13 protein-coding genes and 2 tRNA genes are annotated in these 14,695 nt (G+C 71.0%); 3 read left to right on the forward strand and 12 right to left on the reverse strand.

Annotated features, from left to right (window positions below; all coding sequences use genetic code 11):
- Positions 1-127: 127 nt before the first annotated feature.
- The 4 genes from ndk to V2S66_RS08495 form a co-directional block, all read right to left on the reverse strand.
- Positions 128-541, reverse strand: a complete 414-nt coding sequence (gene ndk / locus V2S66_RS08480) for a nucleoside-diphosphate kinase (protein ID WP_330793937.1) — start codon at positions 539-541, stop codon at positions 128-130.
- A gap of 110 nt (positions 542-651) precedes the next feature.
- Positions 652-987, reverse strand: coding sequence for a DUF4233 domain-containing protein (locus tag V2S66_RS08485; RefSeq protein ID WP_330793938.1), 336 nt, complete (start codon positions 985-987; stop codon positions 652-654).
- 13 nt (positions 988-1,000) lie between these two features.
- Positions 1,001-2,548 carry a bifunctional tetrahydrofolate synthase/dihydrofolate synthase gene (gene folC, locus V2S66_RS08490; protein ID WP_330793939.1) on the reverse strand — a complete coding sequence of 516 codons (1,548 nt, stop codon included), beginning with the start codon at positions 2,546-2,548 and terminating at the stop codon, positions 1,001-1,003.
- Positions 2,549-2,606: 58 nt separating this feature from the next.
- Positions 2,607-5,255, reverse strand: coding sequence for a valine--tRNA ligase (locus tag V2S66_RS08495; RefSeq protein ID WP_330793940.1), 2,649 nt, complete (start codon positions 5,253-5,255; stop codon positions 2,607-2,609).
- A 116-nt stretch (positions 5,256-5,371) separates the two neighbouring features.
- Here V2S66_RS08495 and V2S66_RS08500 point away from each other — a divergent pair, with 116 nt between their 5' ends.
- Positions 5,372-6,409 (forward strand): hypothetical protein, encoded by a 1,038-nt coding sequence (locus V2S66_RS08500; RefSeq protein WP_330793942.1) that lies wholly within the window; start codon positions 5,372-5,374, stop codon positions 6,407-6,409.
- Between the two features lie 96 nt (positions 6,410-6,505).
- Here V2S66_RS08500 and clpX read toward each other — a convergent pair whose 3' ends face one another.
- The 5 genes from clpX to V2S66_RS08525 all read right to left on the reverse strand — a co-directional run bounded on the left by clpX (position 6,506) and on the right by V2S66_RS08525 (position 11,372).
- Positions 6,506-7,789 (reverse strand): ATP-dependent Clp protease ATP-binding subunit ClpX, encoded by a 1,284-nt coding sequence (gene clpX / locus V2S66_RS08505; RefSeq protein ID WP_330793944.1) that lies wholly within the window; start codon positions 7,787-7,789, stop codon positions 6,506-6,508.
- Between the two features lie 225 nt (positions 7,790-8,014).
- Positions 8,015-8,698: an ATP-dependent Clp protease proteolytic subunit gene (locus V2S66_RS08510; RefSeq protein ID WP_330793945.1), complete on the reverse strand. Its 684-nt coding sequence runs from the start codon at positions 8,696-8,698 to the stop codon at positions 8,015-8,017.
- Positions 8,699-8,774: 76 nt separating this feature from the next.
- Entirely contained in the window at positions 8,775-9,392 is a 618-nt protein-coding gene (locus V2S66_RS08515; protein WP_330794161.1) for an ATP-dependent Clp protease proteolytic subunit, read from the reverse strand.
- 366 nt (positions 9,393-9,758) lie between these two features.
- Positions 9,759-11,144: a trigger factor gene (gene tig / locus V2S66_RS08520; RefSeq protein WP_330793946.1), complete on the reverse strand. Its 1,386-nt coding sequence runs from the start codon at positions 11,142-11,144 to the stop codon at positions 9,759-9,761.
- A 151-nt stretch (positions 11,145-11,295) separates the two neighbouring features.
- A tRNA-Pro gene (locus V2S66_RS08525) sits at positions 11,296-11,372 on the reverse strand.
- Positions 11,373-11,483: 111 nt separating this feature from the next.
- On the opposite strand from V2S66_RS08525, the gene V2S66_RS08530 reads away from it, so the two are divergent.
- Positions 11,484-11,557: transfer RNA gene (locus tag V2S66_RS08530), tRNA-Gly, on the forward strand.
- Between the two features lie 224 nt (positions 11,558-11,781).
- On the opposite strand, the gene V2S66_RS08535 is transcribed toward V2S66_RS08530, so the two are convergent.
- Together V2S66_RS08535 and V2S66_RS08540 are read right to left on the reverse strand one after the other, a co-directional pair.
- On the reverse strand, positions 11,782-12,600 hold the full coding sequence (locus tag V2S66_RS08535; RefSeq protein ID WP_330793947.1) for a nuclease-related domain-containing protein: 819 nt from the start codon (positions 12,598-12,600) through the stop codon (positions 11,782-11,784).
- A 132-nt stretch (positions 12,601-12,732) separates the two neighbouring features.
- The gene (locus tag V2S66_RS08540; protein WP_330793948.1) at positions 12,733-13,185 is read right to left on the reverse strand and encodes an Lrp/AsnC family transcriptional regulator; all 453 of its coding nucleotides are present in this window, start codon (positions 13,183-13,185) and stop codon (positions 12,733-12,735) included.
- A 122-nt stretch (positions 13,186-13,307) separates the two neighbouring features.
- Between V2S66_RS08540 and V2S66_RS08545 the strand changes: the two genes are divergently transcribed.
- The gene (locus tag V2S66_RS08545; protein ID WP_330793949.1) at positions 13,308-14,426 is read left to right on the forward strand and encodes an asparaginase; all 1,119 of its coding nucleotides are present in this window, start codon (positions 13,308-13,310) and stop codon (positions 14,424-14,426) included.
- Here the strand turns inward: V2S66_RS08545 and V2S66_RS08550 are convergent.
- Positions 14,391-14,585 (reverse strand): hypothetical protein, encoded by a 195-nt coding sequence (locus V2S66_RS08550; RefSeq protein WP_330793951.1) that lies wholly within the window; start codon positions 14,583-14,585, stop codon positions 14,391-14,393. The two genes, V2S66_RS08545 and V2S66_RS08550, sit on opposite strands and share 36 nt — an antisense overlap.
- Between the last annotated feature and the right edge of the window lie 110 nt (positions 14,586-14,695).

The raw sequence follows: 14,695 nt of genomic DNA on the forward strand, positions 1-14,695 counted from the left end.
TTCCATCGTAGTCGCGCCCGGACGAGCGCGGTGTCGGGGTTCCGACGCCATTGTCATCAGAACACACAGCGGACCTCAGTAATGGTGACGCCGTGTCGGTGTGTTTGGTTCCCGTGGGCCCCGGGCGTTACGCCAGACCGGGGAAGAAGATCGTGATCTCGCGCTCCGCGGACTCCTCGGAGTCCGAGGCGTGCACCAGGTTCTCCCGCACGATGGTGCCGAAGTCCCCCCGGATGGACCCGGGCGCCGCGGCGATCGGGTCGGTCGGACCGGCCAGCGCGCGTACACCCTCGATCACCCGCTCGCCCTCGACGACCAGTGCCACCGCGGGACCTGACGCCATGAACTCCACCAGCGGCTCGTAGAACGGGCGGCCGACGTGCTCGGCGTAGTGCTGTTCGAGGGTGGCGCGGTCCAGCGTGCGCAGCTCCAGGGCGCCGATGGTCCAGCCCGCCTTGCGCTCGATCCGGCCGAGGATCTCGCCGACGAGGCCGCGGCGGACGGCGTCCGGCTTGAGAAGGACGAGGGTGCGCTGGGACACGGTGAGGCTCCTGGGGCGTGGGACAGGCGACAGCCGGAACGAGGCGGTACGGGACGGTGAGAGCAGACGAGGCGGAACGGTGGAAGTACGACGAGCCTACAAGGCGCGCGTCAGGTGGCCTGCGGCGCGTTGCGGGCCCTGATCTCGTCGACCTTGCGGCCGTAGTGGATGGAGGCCCACCACAACCCGGCGAAGATCACACCGAGGAAGAACATCGTACCGACCACGAACCCGCCGGCGACCAGGCCCGCCTGCAGCGCCCAGCCGACCGCGAGCGCGCCGGGCCGCGACAGCATCCCGCACAGCAGCACGCAGACCGCCATGGCGACACCGCACACGATCCAGACGGTGCCCATCGACAGGTCGGGCTGCTTCATCGCGACCAGCCCCGCGAAGCCGATGACGAAGAACTCGCCGATCAGCGTGGACGAACACAGCGTGCGCATGGCGCGGTACCTCTCACTTGCGGCCCAGCAGCAGCCGGGCCTCTCCCACGGTGATGACCGAACCGGTGACGAGCACCCCGGCGCCGGAGAACTCCCCCTCCTCCTCGGCCAGGGTGATCGCGGCCTCCAGGGCGTCGTCGAGCCGCGGCTCGACCTGCACCCGGTCCTCGCCGAACACCTCGACGGCCAGCGCGGCCAGCGCGTCCACGTCCATCGCCCGGGTGGTGGAGTTGCGGGTCACCACCACCTCGGCGAAGACCGGTTCGAACGCCTCCAGCAGACCGCGCACGTCCTTGTCGGCGCTGGGCCCGACCACGCCCACCAGCCGGCTGAAGCCGAAGGCCTCGCCGACCGCGGCCGCGGTGACCTGCGCGCCGGCCGGGTTGTGGGCGGCGTCCAGCACCACGGTCGGGCTGCGGCGGACCACCTCCATCCGGCCCGGCGAGGTGACCGCGGCGAACGCGGTGCGCACGGTGTCCTGGTCCAGGGTGCGCTGGTGCGTGCTGCCGATGCCGAAGAACGCCTCGACGGCGGCGAGCGCCACCACGGCGTTGCGCGCCTGGTGCTCGCCGTGCAGCGGAAGGAAGACCTGCTCGTACTCGCCGCCCAGGCCCCTGAGGGTGAGCAGCTGTCCGCCGACGGCGACCTCGCGGTGCACCACGCCGAACTCCGCGCCCTCGCGGGCGACCGTCGCACCGGTGTCCGCGGCGTGCCGCAGCAGGGTGCGGGCGGCGTCGGCGGGCTGCTGGGCGAGGATCGCGACGGCGTCCTTCTTGATGATCCCGGCCTTCTCCACCGCGATCTCGCCGGGTGTGCCGCCCAGCCGGTCGGTGTGGTCCAGGGCGATCGGGGCGACCACGGCGACCTGGCCGTCGATCACGTTGGTGGCGTCCCAGCTGCCGCCCATGCCGACCTCGACCACCGCCACGTCGACGGGCGCGTCCGCGAACGCCGCGTAGGCCATCGCGGTGAGCACCTCGAAGAAGGACATCCGGTGCGGCTGCGCGGCGTCCACCATCCCGATGTACGGCTGCAGGTCGCGGTGGACCTCGATGAACCGCTCCGGGTCGATGGGGCGGCCGTCCAGGCTGATCCGCTCGGTCACCGCCTGCACGTGCGGGCTGGTGTAGCGGCCGGTGCGCAGCTCGAAGGCGAGCAGCAGCCGTTCGATCATCCGGGCGGTGCTGGTCTTGCCGTTGGTGCCGGTGATGTGGATCGAGGGATAGCTGCGCTGCGGGTCGCCGAGGATGTCCATCAGCGCGTTCATCCGGTCGAGCGACGGGTCGAGCTTCGTCTCGGGCCAGCGGGCGAGCAGCTCCTCCTCCACGGCGCGCAGCTCCCGGTCGACCTCGGGATCGGCGGGCCGGGACGGCACGTCGTCCTCGGGCGCGGGCGGCGCGACGTTGGCGCGCAGCGTCCTGCTGCCGGCCTCGATCACCGCCATGTCGGCTTCGCGCGGACCGGCGTCGTCCCGGTCGTCGTCGAAGGCGTCGTCCCCGTCGTCGTCGAAGGGGCGGTCGAAGGGTCCGTCGAGGGGGTCGTTCGAGGGGGGCTGGCTCACGGCGTCCAGTCTACGGAACGGGCCGGGGCCCGAAGGCCCCGGCCCGTGCGCGTGGCGGTCACGCCTCGGGAAGCGCCGCGAGCTGCCCGGTGATCCGTGCGATGTCCGCCTCGGCGGCCGCCAGCCGGGTGCGGATCTTCGCCACCACCGGCTCGGGCGCCTTGGCCAGGAAGGCGTCGTTGCCGAGCTTCCCCTCGGCCTGCGCCTTCTCCTTCTCGGCCAGGCCCAGGTCCTTGCCGAGCCGCTTGCGCTCGGCGGCCACGTCGATGGTGCCGGACAGGTCGAGCGCCACGGTGGCGCCGGCCACCGGCAGCGTCGCGGTGGCGTGGAACTCCTCGCCCCCCGGCTGCAGCCGCAGCAGCTGGCGGATGGCGTCCTCGTGCGGGGCGAGCAGCGTGCCGTCCAGCGTGAGGCGCGCCGGGACCCGCTGGCCGGGCTGCAGCCCCTGGTCGCTGCGGAACCGGCGGACCTCGGTGACGACCCGCTGGACCTCGGCGATCTCCGCCTCGGCGGCCGCGTCGTGGAAGCCGCCGGGTGCGTCGGCGGGGCGGACGAGCACGGCCGTCGGCCAGTCCGCGATCACCACGGACTCACGGCCGGTCAGGGTGGTCCACAGCGTCTCGGTGACGAACGGCACGATCGGGTGCAGCAGCCGCAGCACCACGTCCAGGACCTCGCCGAGGACGCGGCCGGAGACGCGGGCGCCGTCGCCGCCCTTGAAGAAGCTGGTCTTGGACAGCTCGACGTACCAGTCGAAGACCTCGTCCCAGGCGAAGTGGTAGAGCGCGTCGCTGAGCTTGGCGAACTGGTAGTCGTCGTAGAAGCGGTCCGCGTCGGCGACCACGGTGTTCAGCCGGGACAGGATCCAGCGGTCGGCGGCCGACATCTCCTCGGGGGCCGGCAGCGGGCCCTCGACGGTCGCGCCGTTCATCAGCGCGAAGCGGGTCGCGTTCCAGATCTTGTTGGCGAAGTTGCGGGACGCCTTGACCCAGTCCTCGCCGATCGGCACGTCCGCGCCCGGGTTCGCGCCGGTGGCCAGGGTGAAGCGGACGGCGTCGGAGCCGTAGGCGTCCATCCAGTCCAGCGGGTCGACCGAGTTGGGGTTGGACTTCGACATCTTCTTGCCGAACTCGTCGCGGACCAGGCCGGTCAGCGCGATGGTGTGGAAGGGCGCGACGCCGTCCATCGCGTACAGGCCGAACATCATCATCCGGGCGACCCAGAAGAAGATGATGTCGTGGCCGGTCAGCAGGACGTCGGTGGGGTAGAACTTCTCCAGCTCGCGGGTCCGCTCGGGCCAGCCCAGCGTGGAGAAGGGCCACAGGCCCGAGGAGAACCAGGTGTCCAGGACGTCGGAGTCCTGCGTCCAGCCCTCGCCCGCCGGCGGTTCCTGGTCCGGTCCGACGCAGACCTGCTCGCCGTTCGGCCCGTACCAGACCGGGATGCGGTGACCCCACCACAGCTGGCGCGAGATGCACCAGTCGTGCATGTTGTCGACCCAGTCGAAGTACCGCTTCTCCATCTCCTGCGGGTGGATCTTCACCCGGCCGTCGCGGACCGCATCGCCCGCGGCCCGGGCGAGCGGGGCGACCTTGACCCACCACTGCAGCGACAGCCGCGGCTCGATGGTGGTGTGGCAGCGCGAGCAGTGGCCGACGGAGTGGACGTACGGGCGCTTCTCCGCGACGATCCGCCCCTGCTCGCGCAGCGCGGCCACGATCGCGGACCTGGCCTCGAAGCGGTCGAGTCCCTGGAAGGGGCCCGGCACGGTGATGACCGCGCGCTCGTCCATGACCGTCAGCGATTCCAGGCCGTGCCGCTGGCCGATGGCGAAGTCGTTGGGGTCGTGCGCCGGGGTCACCTTGACCGCGCCGGTGCCGAACTCCGGGTCGACGTGGGCGTCCGCGACGACGGGGATCGTACGGTCGGTGAGCGGCAGCTTGATCCGCTTGCCGATCAGGTGGCGGTAGCGCGCGTCGTCGGGGTGGACGGCGACCGCGGTGTCGCCGAGCATCGTCTCGACGCGGGTGGTCGCGACGACGACGGTGTCCTCGCCCTCGCCGTACCGCAGCGAGACCAGCTCGCCGTCGTCGTCCTGGTAGTCCACCTCGATGTCGGAGATGGCGGTCAGGCAGCGCGGGCACCAGTTGATGATCCGCTCGGCGCGGTAGATCAGCTCGTCGTCGTACAGCTTCTTGAAGATGGTCTGGACGGCCCGGGACAGGCCCTCGTCCATGGTGAAGCGTTCCCTGGACCAGTCGACGCCGTCGCCGAGGCGCCGCATCTGGCCGAGGATCCTGCCGCCGTACTCCTCCTTCCACTGCCAGACGCGCTCGACGAACGCCTCGCGGCCGATGTCCTGCCGCGACTTGCCCTCCTCGGCGAGCTGCTGCTCGACCTTGTTCTGGGTGGCGATGCCGGCGTGGTCCATGCCGGGCAGCCACAGGGACTCGTAGCCCTGCATGCGCTTGCGGCGGGTCAGTGCGTCCATCAGCGTGTGCTGGAAGGCGTGCCCCAGGTGGAGCGAGCCGGTGACGTTCGGCGGCGGGATGACGATGGTGTACGGGGGCTTCTCGCTCTTCGCGTCGACCTCGAAGTAACCGCGCTCTACCCAGCGCTCGTACAGCGCACCCTCCACGTCGGCCGGCGCGTACTGGGTCGGCAGTTCGGGGTTGCTGTCGTGGCGCTGCTGAGTGTTGTCGGTCACGCACCGATTCTACGGGGGCGGACAGGGCTGTTACGAACCAGTTGCGCCCCCGCCGTGGGGAACCGCCCCGTCCTACGGGAGGATGAGCGGACTCGTTGACGGAGGGGACGAATTCCATGAGCTACAACCAGCCGCCGCCGGACCCGTACGGCCAGCAGCCGCAGGGCGGCGGCTACGGTCAGCCGCAGCAGGGCGGCGGCTACGGCCAGCCCCAGCCGCCGCAGCAAGGTGGCTACGGCCAGCCCCAGCCGCCGCAGCAGGGCGGCTACGGCCAGCCCCAGCCGGGGTACGGCCAGCAGCAGCCGCAGCCCGGCTACGGGTACCCGCAGCAGGCGCCGCCCGCCCAGGCCCCTTACGGCCAGGCGCCGCAGCAGCCCGCCTACGGCCAGCAGCCCCCGTACGGCCAGCCCCCGCAGCAGCCGGGGTACGGCGGCTACCCGCAGCAGCGCCCGCAGGGCGGCGGCAGCGGCAAGCGCACCGGTGTGATCATCGGCGTCGTGGTGGCGCTGGTGGCGGTGGGCGCCGGCGTCTTCCTCCTCACCAAGGGCGACGGCGGCAGCGGCAGCGCGCTGAAGGACGACGGTAAGAAGTACAAGCTCATCACGCCGGACACGGTCGCCGCCGACTACAAGAAGAGCGACGACGCGATGAGCGGCAGCGACGACGGCTTCGACGACAGCGACGTGGCCAAGATGAAGGCGCTCGGCGTCACCGGCCCCACCAAGGTCACCGCCGGCTACATGAAGGGCAGTCAGCTGACCGGCTCGCTGCTGCAGTTCAGCGGCGTGTACGGCACCGTCAAGGACCCGCAGAAGGTCGTCGACGGCATGTTCACCGAACTGCGGGCGCAGGCGAGCCAGGACAAGAGCAGCGACGGCTCGAAGACCGAACTCATCGGCGGCGCGCAGACGGTGCACCCGGCCGGCGCGGACGACGCCGTCATGGAGTGCCAGCAGGCGAAGTCCACCGACGGCTCGTCCGGCAAGTCCTTCCCCACCACGATCTGCCTGTGGGCGGACTACAGCACGGTCGGCTACGTGCTGCCGGTCGACCTCGCGTCGATCGTCGCCGGGGGCGGCAAGGCCACCTCGGTCGCCGACGCGGCGGACCTGACCGCCAAGGTCCGCAAGGACGTGCGGGTGCCGCTGTCCTGACCGGGCGGCGCACACCGCGCCACCCCGGACACGCAGAAGGGGGCGCCCGGTTCGAGTGAACCGGGCGCCCCCCTCTGTGTTGTCCGCCGTCGGGCGCTACGCGCTCTTCTGCTCGCCCTTGCCGACGATCCGCGGCTCACGCGGCACCAGCGTGGGGTTGACGTTGGAGTGGACGACGTCGGCGGTGATGACCACACGGGCCACGTCCTGGCGCGACGGCACCTCGTACATCACGGACTGCAGGACCTCTTCCATGATGGCGCGCAGGCCGCGGGCGCCGGTCTGCCGCAGGATCGCCTGGTCGGCGATGGCCTCCAGCGCGCCGCGCTCGAACTCCAACTCCACGCCGTCGAGTTCGAAGAGCTTCTGGTACTGCTTGACCAGCGCGTTGCGCGGCTCGACGAGGATCTGCAGCAGCGCCTCGCGGTCCAGGTTGTGGACGCTGGTGATGACCGGCAGGCGGCCGATGAACTCGGGGATCATGCCGAACTTGACCAGGTCCTCCGGCATGATCTCGGAGAACCGGTCGGCCATGTCCAGCTCGCGCTTGGAGCGGATCGTCGCGCCGAAGCCGATGCCCTTGGCGCCGGCACGCGACTCGATGATCTTCTCCAGGCCGGCGAACGCGCCGCCCACGATGAACAGCACGTTCGTGGTGTCGATCTGGATGAACTCCTGGTGCGGGTGCTTGCGTCCGCCCTGCGGCGGGACGCTCGCGGTGGTGCCCTCCAGGATCTTCAGCAGCGCCTGCTGCACGCCCTCGCCGGAGACGTCCCGGGTGATCGACGGGTTCTCGCTCTTGCGGGCGACCTTGTCGATCTCGTCGATGTAGATGATCCCGGTCTCGGCCTTCTTGACGTCGTAGTCGGCCGCCTGGATCAGCTTCAGCAGGATGTTCTCCACGTCCTCGCCGACATACCCGGCCTCGGTGAGGGCGGTGGCGTCGGCGATCGCGAAGGGCACGTTCAGCATCCGGGCCAGGGTCTGCGCCAGCAGCGTCTTGCCCGAGCCGGTGGGACCGAGCAGCAGGATGTTGGACTTGGCCAGCTCGATCGCGTCGTCGTGGCCGGGCCGGCCGTTCTCACCCGCCTGGACGCGCTTGTAGTGGTTGTAGACCGCCACCGAGAGAGCCTTCTTGGCGGGCGTCTGCCCGACCACGTAGCTCTCCAGGAACTCGTAGATCTCCCGCGGTTTCGGGAGGTCCTCCCAGCGCACCTCGGAGGACTCGGCCAGCTCCTCCTCGATGATCTCGTTGCAGAGGTCGATGCACTCGTCGCAGATGTACACACCAGGGCCTGCGATGAGCTTCTTCACCTGCTTCTGGCTCTTTCCGCAGAACGAGCACTTCAGCAGGTCTCCGCCGTCACCGATGCGTGCCACGAGGTCTTTCCCCTTCGCCTGGGATCCGCCGGCCTTCAACGGAGCCTGGTGCTTCTCTCATCGACGGTACCTTGCCGCGCCCCCCGTGTGGGCCCCCCTTGGACGTACTCGCGTTCCGAGTCCGAGGGAGGCCGCCCCGCGCGGGCACGACCGGAACCGGCCGGAACCGGTCGGTTCCGGTCGGCGCGGCCCTGCCGGACCGAACCGGCCGGGCCGCCACATCCGTCAGACGCTCACGGAACTCTTACGGGTGGACACGATCTGGTCGATCAGGCCGTACGTCAGCGACTCCTCGGCGGTCAGGATCTTGTCCCGCTCGATGTCGTCGCGGATCTGCTCGATCGGCGTGGTGGAGTGCTTGGCCAGCATCTCCTCCAGCTGCTGCCGCATCCGGATGATCTCGTTGGCCGCGATCTCCAGGTCGGAGACCTGGCCCCGGCCGGTCTCGCTGTACGGCTGGTGGATCAGCACCCGGGCGTTCGGCAGCGCCATCCGCTTGCCGGGGCTGCCGGCCGCCAGCAGCACCGCGGCGGCGGAGGCCGCCTGGCCCATGCAGACCGTCTGGATGTCGGGCTTCACGAACTGCATGGTGTCGTAGATCGCAGTCAGCGCGGTGAAGGAGCCGCCGGGGCTGTTGATGTAGACCGAGATGTCCCGGTCGGGGTCCATCGACTCCAGGCAGAGCAGCTGCGCCATCACGTCGTTCGCCGACGCGTCGTCGATCTGCACGCCGAGGAAGATCACCCGCTCCTCGAAGAGCTTGGCGTACGGGTCGTACTCCCGCACACCCTGCGAGGTGCGCTCGACGAATCGCGGGATGACGTAGCGGGCCTCGGCGCCGAACACGCCAGGACGCTCGGCCTCGGTGCGCTCGTACAGGCCGCTGCCGGGGAAGTTCAAGGGGTTCATGGGATTCAGACCACCGTCCTGGTGATGGGGAGCTTCGAGAGGATCTGGGAGGCGCAGGACCGGGAGCGGGCGGCCGTCACGCGGCCGGGCCGCCGGCGCCGGTGCCGCCGCCGCCGGGAACGTGCGCGGCGGAGAGCATGACGCCGTCCAGCAGGCCGTACTCCTTCGCCTCCTCGGCGGAGAACCAGCGGTCGCGGTCGGAGTCCTTGGTGATCTGCTCGAAGGTCTGGCCGGAGTGCTGGGCGATCAGCTCGGCCATCCGGCGCTTGGTGTGCAGCAGCTGCTCGGCCTGGATCTTGATGTCGGTGGCGGAGCCGCCGAGGCCCGCGGAGGGCTGGTGCATCAGGATGCGGGTGTTCGGCAGCGCGAACCGCTTGCCGGGGGTGCCCGCGGTCAGCAGGAACTGACCCATCGAGGCGGCCATGCCCATGGCGATCGTGACGACGTCGTTCTTGATGAACTGCATCGTGTCGTAGATGGCCATGCCGGCGGTCACGGAGCCGCCGGGGCTGTTGATGTAGAGGTAGACGTCCTTGTCCGGGTCCGCGGCAAGGAGGAGCAGCTGCGCGGTGATCTTGTTCGCGATCTCGTCGTCGACCGCCTGGCCGAGGAAGATGATGCGCTCGCCGAGCAGTCGGTTGTAGACCTGGTCGCCGAGGCCACCGAGATTCGGCTCGCCGGCGGCGGAAGGCATCGGAGTCGTCACGTATCCACCTGCTCGTTGTCGGACGGTAGACAGACCGTCACAGGGTCTTCTTCGTCTTCGTCAGGGCCGGGATGCGGCCCGCGCGATCACGTCGCGCTGCTGCACCTCTGCCCTCCTACTTGTGGACCCTAACGCGCAGGTGGGGCCCAGCAATCCCCTACGCGGAACTGTTCGCTGTGAGCGCAGGGTGGGCGGGCGCAGGCGTGGGGGCGGGCCGCGGCGGGTACGGGGCGGGCCGGCGGACGGCCGCCGAGCGCCCGCAGGCGGGGCCTGGCGGCCCCGGCGGCCGCGACGGGCACGGGCCCGAACGCGGATGGCGTTCGGGCCCGTGACACGGCGTGCGGGGCTTTCGGCTCAGCCCTTGTCGGCGTCGGCGTCCGCGCTGCCGGCGTCGGCGGCCTCGACCGTCTCGGCGGTCTCGTCCTCGTCGTCGTCCGAGAGGTCGACCTCTTCACCGTTGGTGTCGGTGACCTTGGACGACTCCACGACGACCGCGAGGGCCTTGCCGCGGGCGACCTCGCCGACGAGCACCGGCACCTGGCCGCCCTCGACGACGGCCTGGGCGAACTGGTCGGGGGTCATGCCGGAGGTGGCGGCGCGGCGCATGAGGTGCTCGGTGAGCTCCTCCTGGTTGACCGACAGCTTCTCCTTGTTGACCAGTTCGTCGAGGATGAACTGGGTCTTGATGCCCTTGACGGCCTGGGACTCGACCTCCGCGTCGTGCTCCTCGCGGGTCTTGCCCTCGCGCTCCAGGTAGGTGTCCCAGGTCAGCCCGAGCGACGGGAACTGGTGGTGCTCCAGGTTGTGCGTCCTGGTCTCGATCTCGTCCTTGAGGAGCTTCTCCGGGATCGGCACCTCGGTCAGCTCGATGAGGGCGTCGAGCACCTTCTCCTGGGCCTGGGTGGCCTGGTCGTAGGACTTCACCCGCTCCAGCCGCTTGCGGCTGTCCTCGCGCAGCTCCTCCAGGGTGTCGAACTCCGACGCGAGCTGGGCGAACTCGTCGTCCAGCGCGGGGAGTTCGCGCTCCTGCACATCGGAGACCTCGACCTTGACGGTCGCTTCCCGGCCGGCCGCGGAGCCGCCCTTCAGCTCGGAGGTGAAGGTGGCGGAGCCGCCCTTCTCCAGGCCGGTGACGGCCTCGTCGATGCCGTCGAGGAGCTGGCCGGAGCCGATGGTGTAGCTGACGCCGCTGGCGACGCCGTCCTCCAGCACCTCGCCGTCGACGGACGCCTCGAGGTCGACCACGACGACGTCGCCGTCGGCGGCCGCGCGCTCCACCGCGGTGGTGGACGCGAAGCGGTCGCGCAGCTGCTCCAGCGACTTCTCGACGTCCTCGTCCGACACCTCGATGGCGTCGACGGTGACCTCGATGCCGGAGTAGTCCGGGATCTCGATGACCGGGCGGATGTCCACCTCCGCGGTGAACTTCAGCTCGTCGCCGTCGTTGAACTCGGTGATGTCGACGTCGGGCTGGCCGAGCACGTTCAGCTCGCCCTCGTTGACCGCCTCCGTGTAGAACTTCGGCAGCGCGTCGTTGATGGCCTCTTCGAGGACCGCGCCGCGCCCGAACCGCTGGTCGATGACGCGCGCAGGGATCTTGCCCTTGCGGAAGCCCGGCACCGTGACCTGCTGGTTGATCTTCTTGTACGCCGCGTCGAGGCTGGGCTTGAGCTCCTCGAAGGGCACCTCGACAGTGAGTCGAACCCGGGTCGGGTTCAGAGTCTCGACGGCGCTCTTCACGGTTGGGTCTCCTTGGGGGCTTTACGTTGATGGGGGCGACGCGCTGGGTGCGGACCGGGCCGCGGCATCGGTCGCCGACGGCCCATCCTACCGGTACCCCAAACGTCCCGGACTGGCTCGTGCCGTACGGGCCACGACAGCAGAGAACTCCTGGTCGGGGTGGCCGGATTCGAACCGACGGCCTTCCGCTCCCAAAGCGGACGCGCTACCAAGCTGCGCCACACCCCGCTGGTGCGACACGTAGAGTACATGCCCCCGTACGCGTGGGCAGCCGGTATTCCGCCCGCCACCGAACCGGTTCGACCGGCTACTATGCGATGTGCCAGAATCACTGGCGCTGCGGGCGTAGCTCAATGGTAGAGCCCTAGTCTTCCAAACTAGCTACGCGGGTTCGATTCCCGTCGCCCGCTCCACAGCACTGCGGCCCAGGCAGCGGACGAAATCCGCTCCCCGGGCCGCAGTCGTTCTCGGCCCCGTCCCGTCGTCGGTCCGGTCCTCGGCCCCGCCCCCCGTCCGGTCCGCGGTTCCGTCCGCGCGCCGGGCGCGTGCTCCCGTGCGCGTCCCCGCGCGCCGCCACGGTGCGTCCGCCGCCCTCACTCTCCGTGCACCTCGGGATGCGATTCCGGCGCCGGGAGGCTCAGGCCGTCTGCCAGGAGCGGCGGTCGCGGGCCACGGCGTAGGCGGACTCGATCTGCCCGGCCGTGAGGACGCCGGCCAGCGGTGCCAAGGCGGCCAGCTCGCGGTCGCGCAGCACCCGCACGTCCTGGAGGGTCGGCACGGTCCTGAGGTCGGCCGGCGCGACGAACACCAGGACCGGGTACACCCGGACGGGGAACGGGCATCCCCGCGAGAGCACCCGGCTCACCCGATCCGCCTCGCGGCGGATCTTCCGCACGTACGGGTACGGGTCGCCGTGGTCCACCCGCACCGAGTCGTCGCCCACCCAGACCTTCTTGTCGCGGTGGTTCTTGGTGTTGATCGTGAACACGCCGCCGGGGCCGATCAGGAGGTGGTCGATGTCCGCGCCGAGCCGCGGCAGCGGAATCGAGTGCAGGGTGCGCCAGCCGTGGCGGGCGAGCCGGTCGAGCTCCCTGCCCACGACGCGCTCCCCCGCGAGGCCCGTGCGCCACGGGTCGGCCTCGGTGCGCAGCCGCAGCAGCCGTGCGAGAGCGCGGCCCAGCACGCCGGGCGACAGCTCGTCGACCTTGTCGCGCAGCGCCTCGCCGGGGCGGTTGGCGGCGAGGTCGAATGCGGGCGGGAGGGGGACGGCCGGCGCCGGCGCGGTGGCCAGGTACGGGGCCAGCGCGTCGAGCGCGGCATCTCGGAGCGCGTCGACGTGGACTTCGAGACGGCCGGTGCTCCGGTCGAACCAGGCGACCGCTTCTCCGGTCGCCCGGTTCACGTAGAGCCGGTCCTTGCCGTACCGCTTCCACACCGACACCCGTAAGTCGTCCATGCCCGCCCCCAGCAGCCGTGATCCCGCCTCGGGTCCATCGGAGCAGGCCGCCGACCCGCCGCACAAGGACGCGTCTTCGGCCGACGGCGCGGGGGGCCGCACCCGGCTTCAGAACCGGCTGGGCCGGTGGGGTCAGTCGACGGGGACGCCCCGGGGGGACTTGATGCGCTTCATGATCATCTGGGAGTTGACGTCGGTGACGCCCGGCAGGGCGATGAGGCGGTCGGTCCAGAAGCGCTCGTAGGCGTCGGAGTCGGCCACGGCGATACGCAGCAGGCTGCCGGGGGCGCCGTATAGGCGGTACGCCTCGACGACGTCGGGGGTGGACTGGAGCTCGGCCTCGAAGGCGGCGACGGAGTCGCGGTCGCGGCGGACCTCGACGGAGGCGAAGACCTCGAAGCCGCGGCCGACGGCGACCGGGTCGACGACGGCGCGGTAGGTCTGGATCACCCCGTCGTCCTCCAGCTGGCGGACCCTGCGCAGGCAGGGGGACGGGGTCAGCCCGACCCGGGCGGCCAGTTCCTGGTTGGACAGGCGGCCGTCCGCCTGGAGCTCGCGCAAGATACTTCTGTCGATGGCGTCCATGCGAGCATTTCCTAGCACGATCGGGCCGTACCCCGATCGACATTCGCAATCCCCTGGCAGGTCTACGCGCATATCATTGTGCGAGGAGTGCAGACCGCGCAGCGGAAAGAGGCGAAGGCATCGTGCGACACGTCGTGGTCATCAGCACCGGGGGCACCATCGCCAGCCGCTGGCAGGGCGACGGCTACGCGGCCGAGGCCGCCGGGCAGGAGGTCCTCGCCGCCGGGGCGGTCCCGGAGGGCGTGGACGTCCGGGTGGTGGACCTGTTCACCGTCAACAGCTCGCGGCTGACCACCGCCCACCAGCTGCGCCTGCTGCACGCGGTGCACGACGTGCTGGCCGACCCCGAGGTCGACGGCGTGGTCGTCACCCACGGCACGGACACCCTGGAGGAGTCCGCCTTCCTCCTCGACCTCTTCCACGCCGACCGCCGCCCCGTGGTCTTCACGGGTGCCCAGAAGCCGCTGGACGCCGCCGACGGCGACGCCGCGGGCAATCTGTACGACGCGCTGCTGACCGCCGCCACCGGCCGCGACATCGGCGCGGTGATCGTCTTCGCCGGCCAGGTCTTCGCCGCCCGCGGCACCGTCAAGAAGCACACCGTGGACCCGCGGGCCTTCGGCGACCCGGACGGACTGCCGCTGGGACGCGTGGAGTTCGGCCGGGTCAGCTGGGGCCGCAGCCGCCGCCGCCCGGAGGCGCTGCCGCTGCCGCCGCGCGACGCGGCCGTCCCCCGGGTGGACGTCGTGATGCACCACAGCGACGGCGACACCGTCCTGCTGGACGCCTCGCTGGCGGCCGGCGCGCGCGGCCTGGTGCTGGTCGGCACCGGCGCGGGCAACGCCACCCCGCAGATCGCCGAGGCGGTGGCCGCGGCGGTGCGGGACGGGGTGCTGGTCGCGGTCAGCACCCGCGTCGCGGCCGGCGCGGTCGCCCCGCTCTACACCGGCGGCGGCGCGGTGGACCTGGCGGCCGGCGGCGCGCTGCTGGCCGGGACGCTGCGCCCCGGCCAGGCCCGGATCGCGGTGCTCGCGGCGCTGCTGTCCGCGCCCGCGACGCAGCGCCCGGCGCCCGGCGGCGTGGCGGTACCGGGCGGCGCGGCCGGGGACGCCCTGGCGCACGCCCCCGTGACGGTGCCGGAGCCCGCGGCGGCCCGGCGCGCGCTGGAGCGGATTCTCGCCGCCCCCGCGCGCAACGTGCCGGCGTCAGAGCTTTATCTGGTTGATCGTGTCGGCAAGTGAGGTCAGGAAGCGGTTGACGGACGGCGCCATGTTCGTCGACGCGAGGAAGAAGCCGAAGAGGGCGGCCACTATCGCCGGGCCCACCTTGATGGACTTGCTCCGGATCATCACCACCAGGACGATCGCCAGCAACAGCACGGCGGACAGGGAGATAACCACAGCGGATCACTTCCTCTTTCGGATTCCTTGCCGGTCCGGGGACCACGCCGCCGCCCCCGCCTCGCCCGTTCTCATGGTGCCATCAGCCACTGACGGTTGACGCCCCTGTG

This window comes from Actinacidiphila polyblastidii, assembly GCF_036353415.1.
In the GTDB taxonomy this organism is placed as follows: Bacteria; Actinomycetota; Actinomycetes; order Streptomycetales; family Streptomycetaceae; genus Actinacidiphila; species Actinacidiphila polyblastidii.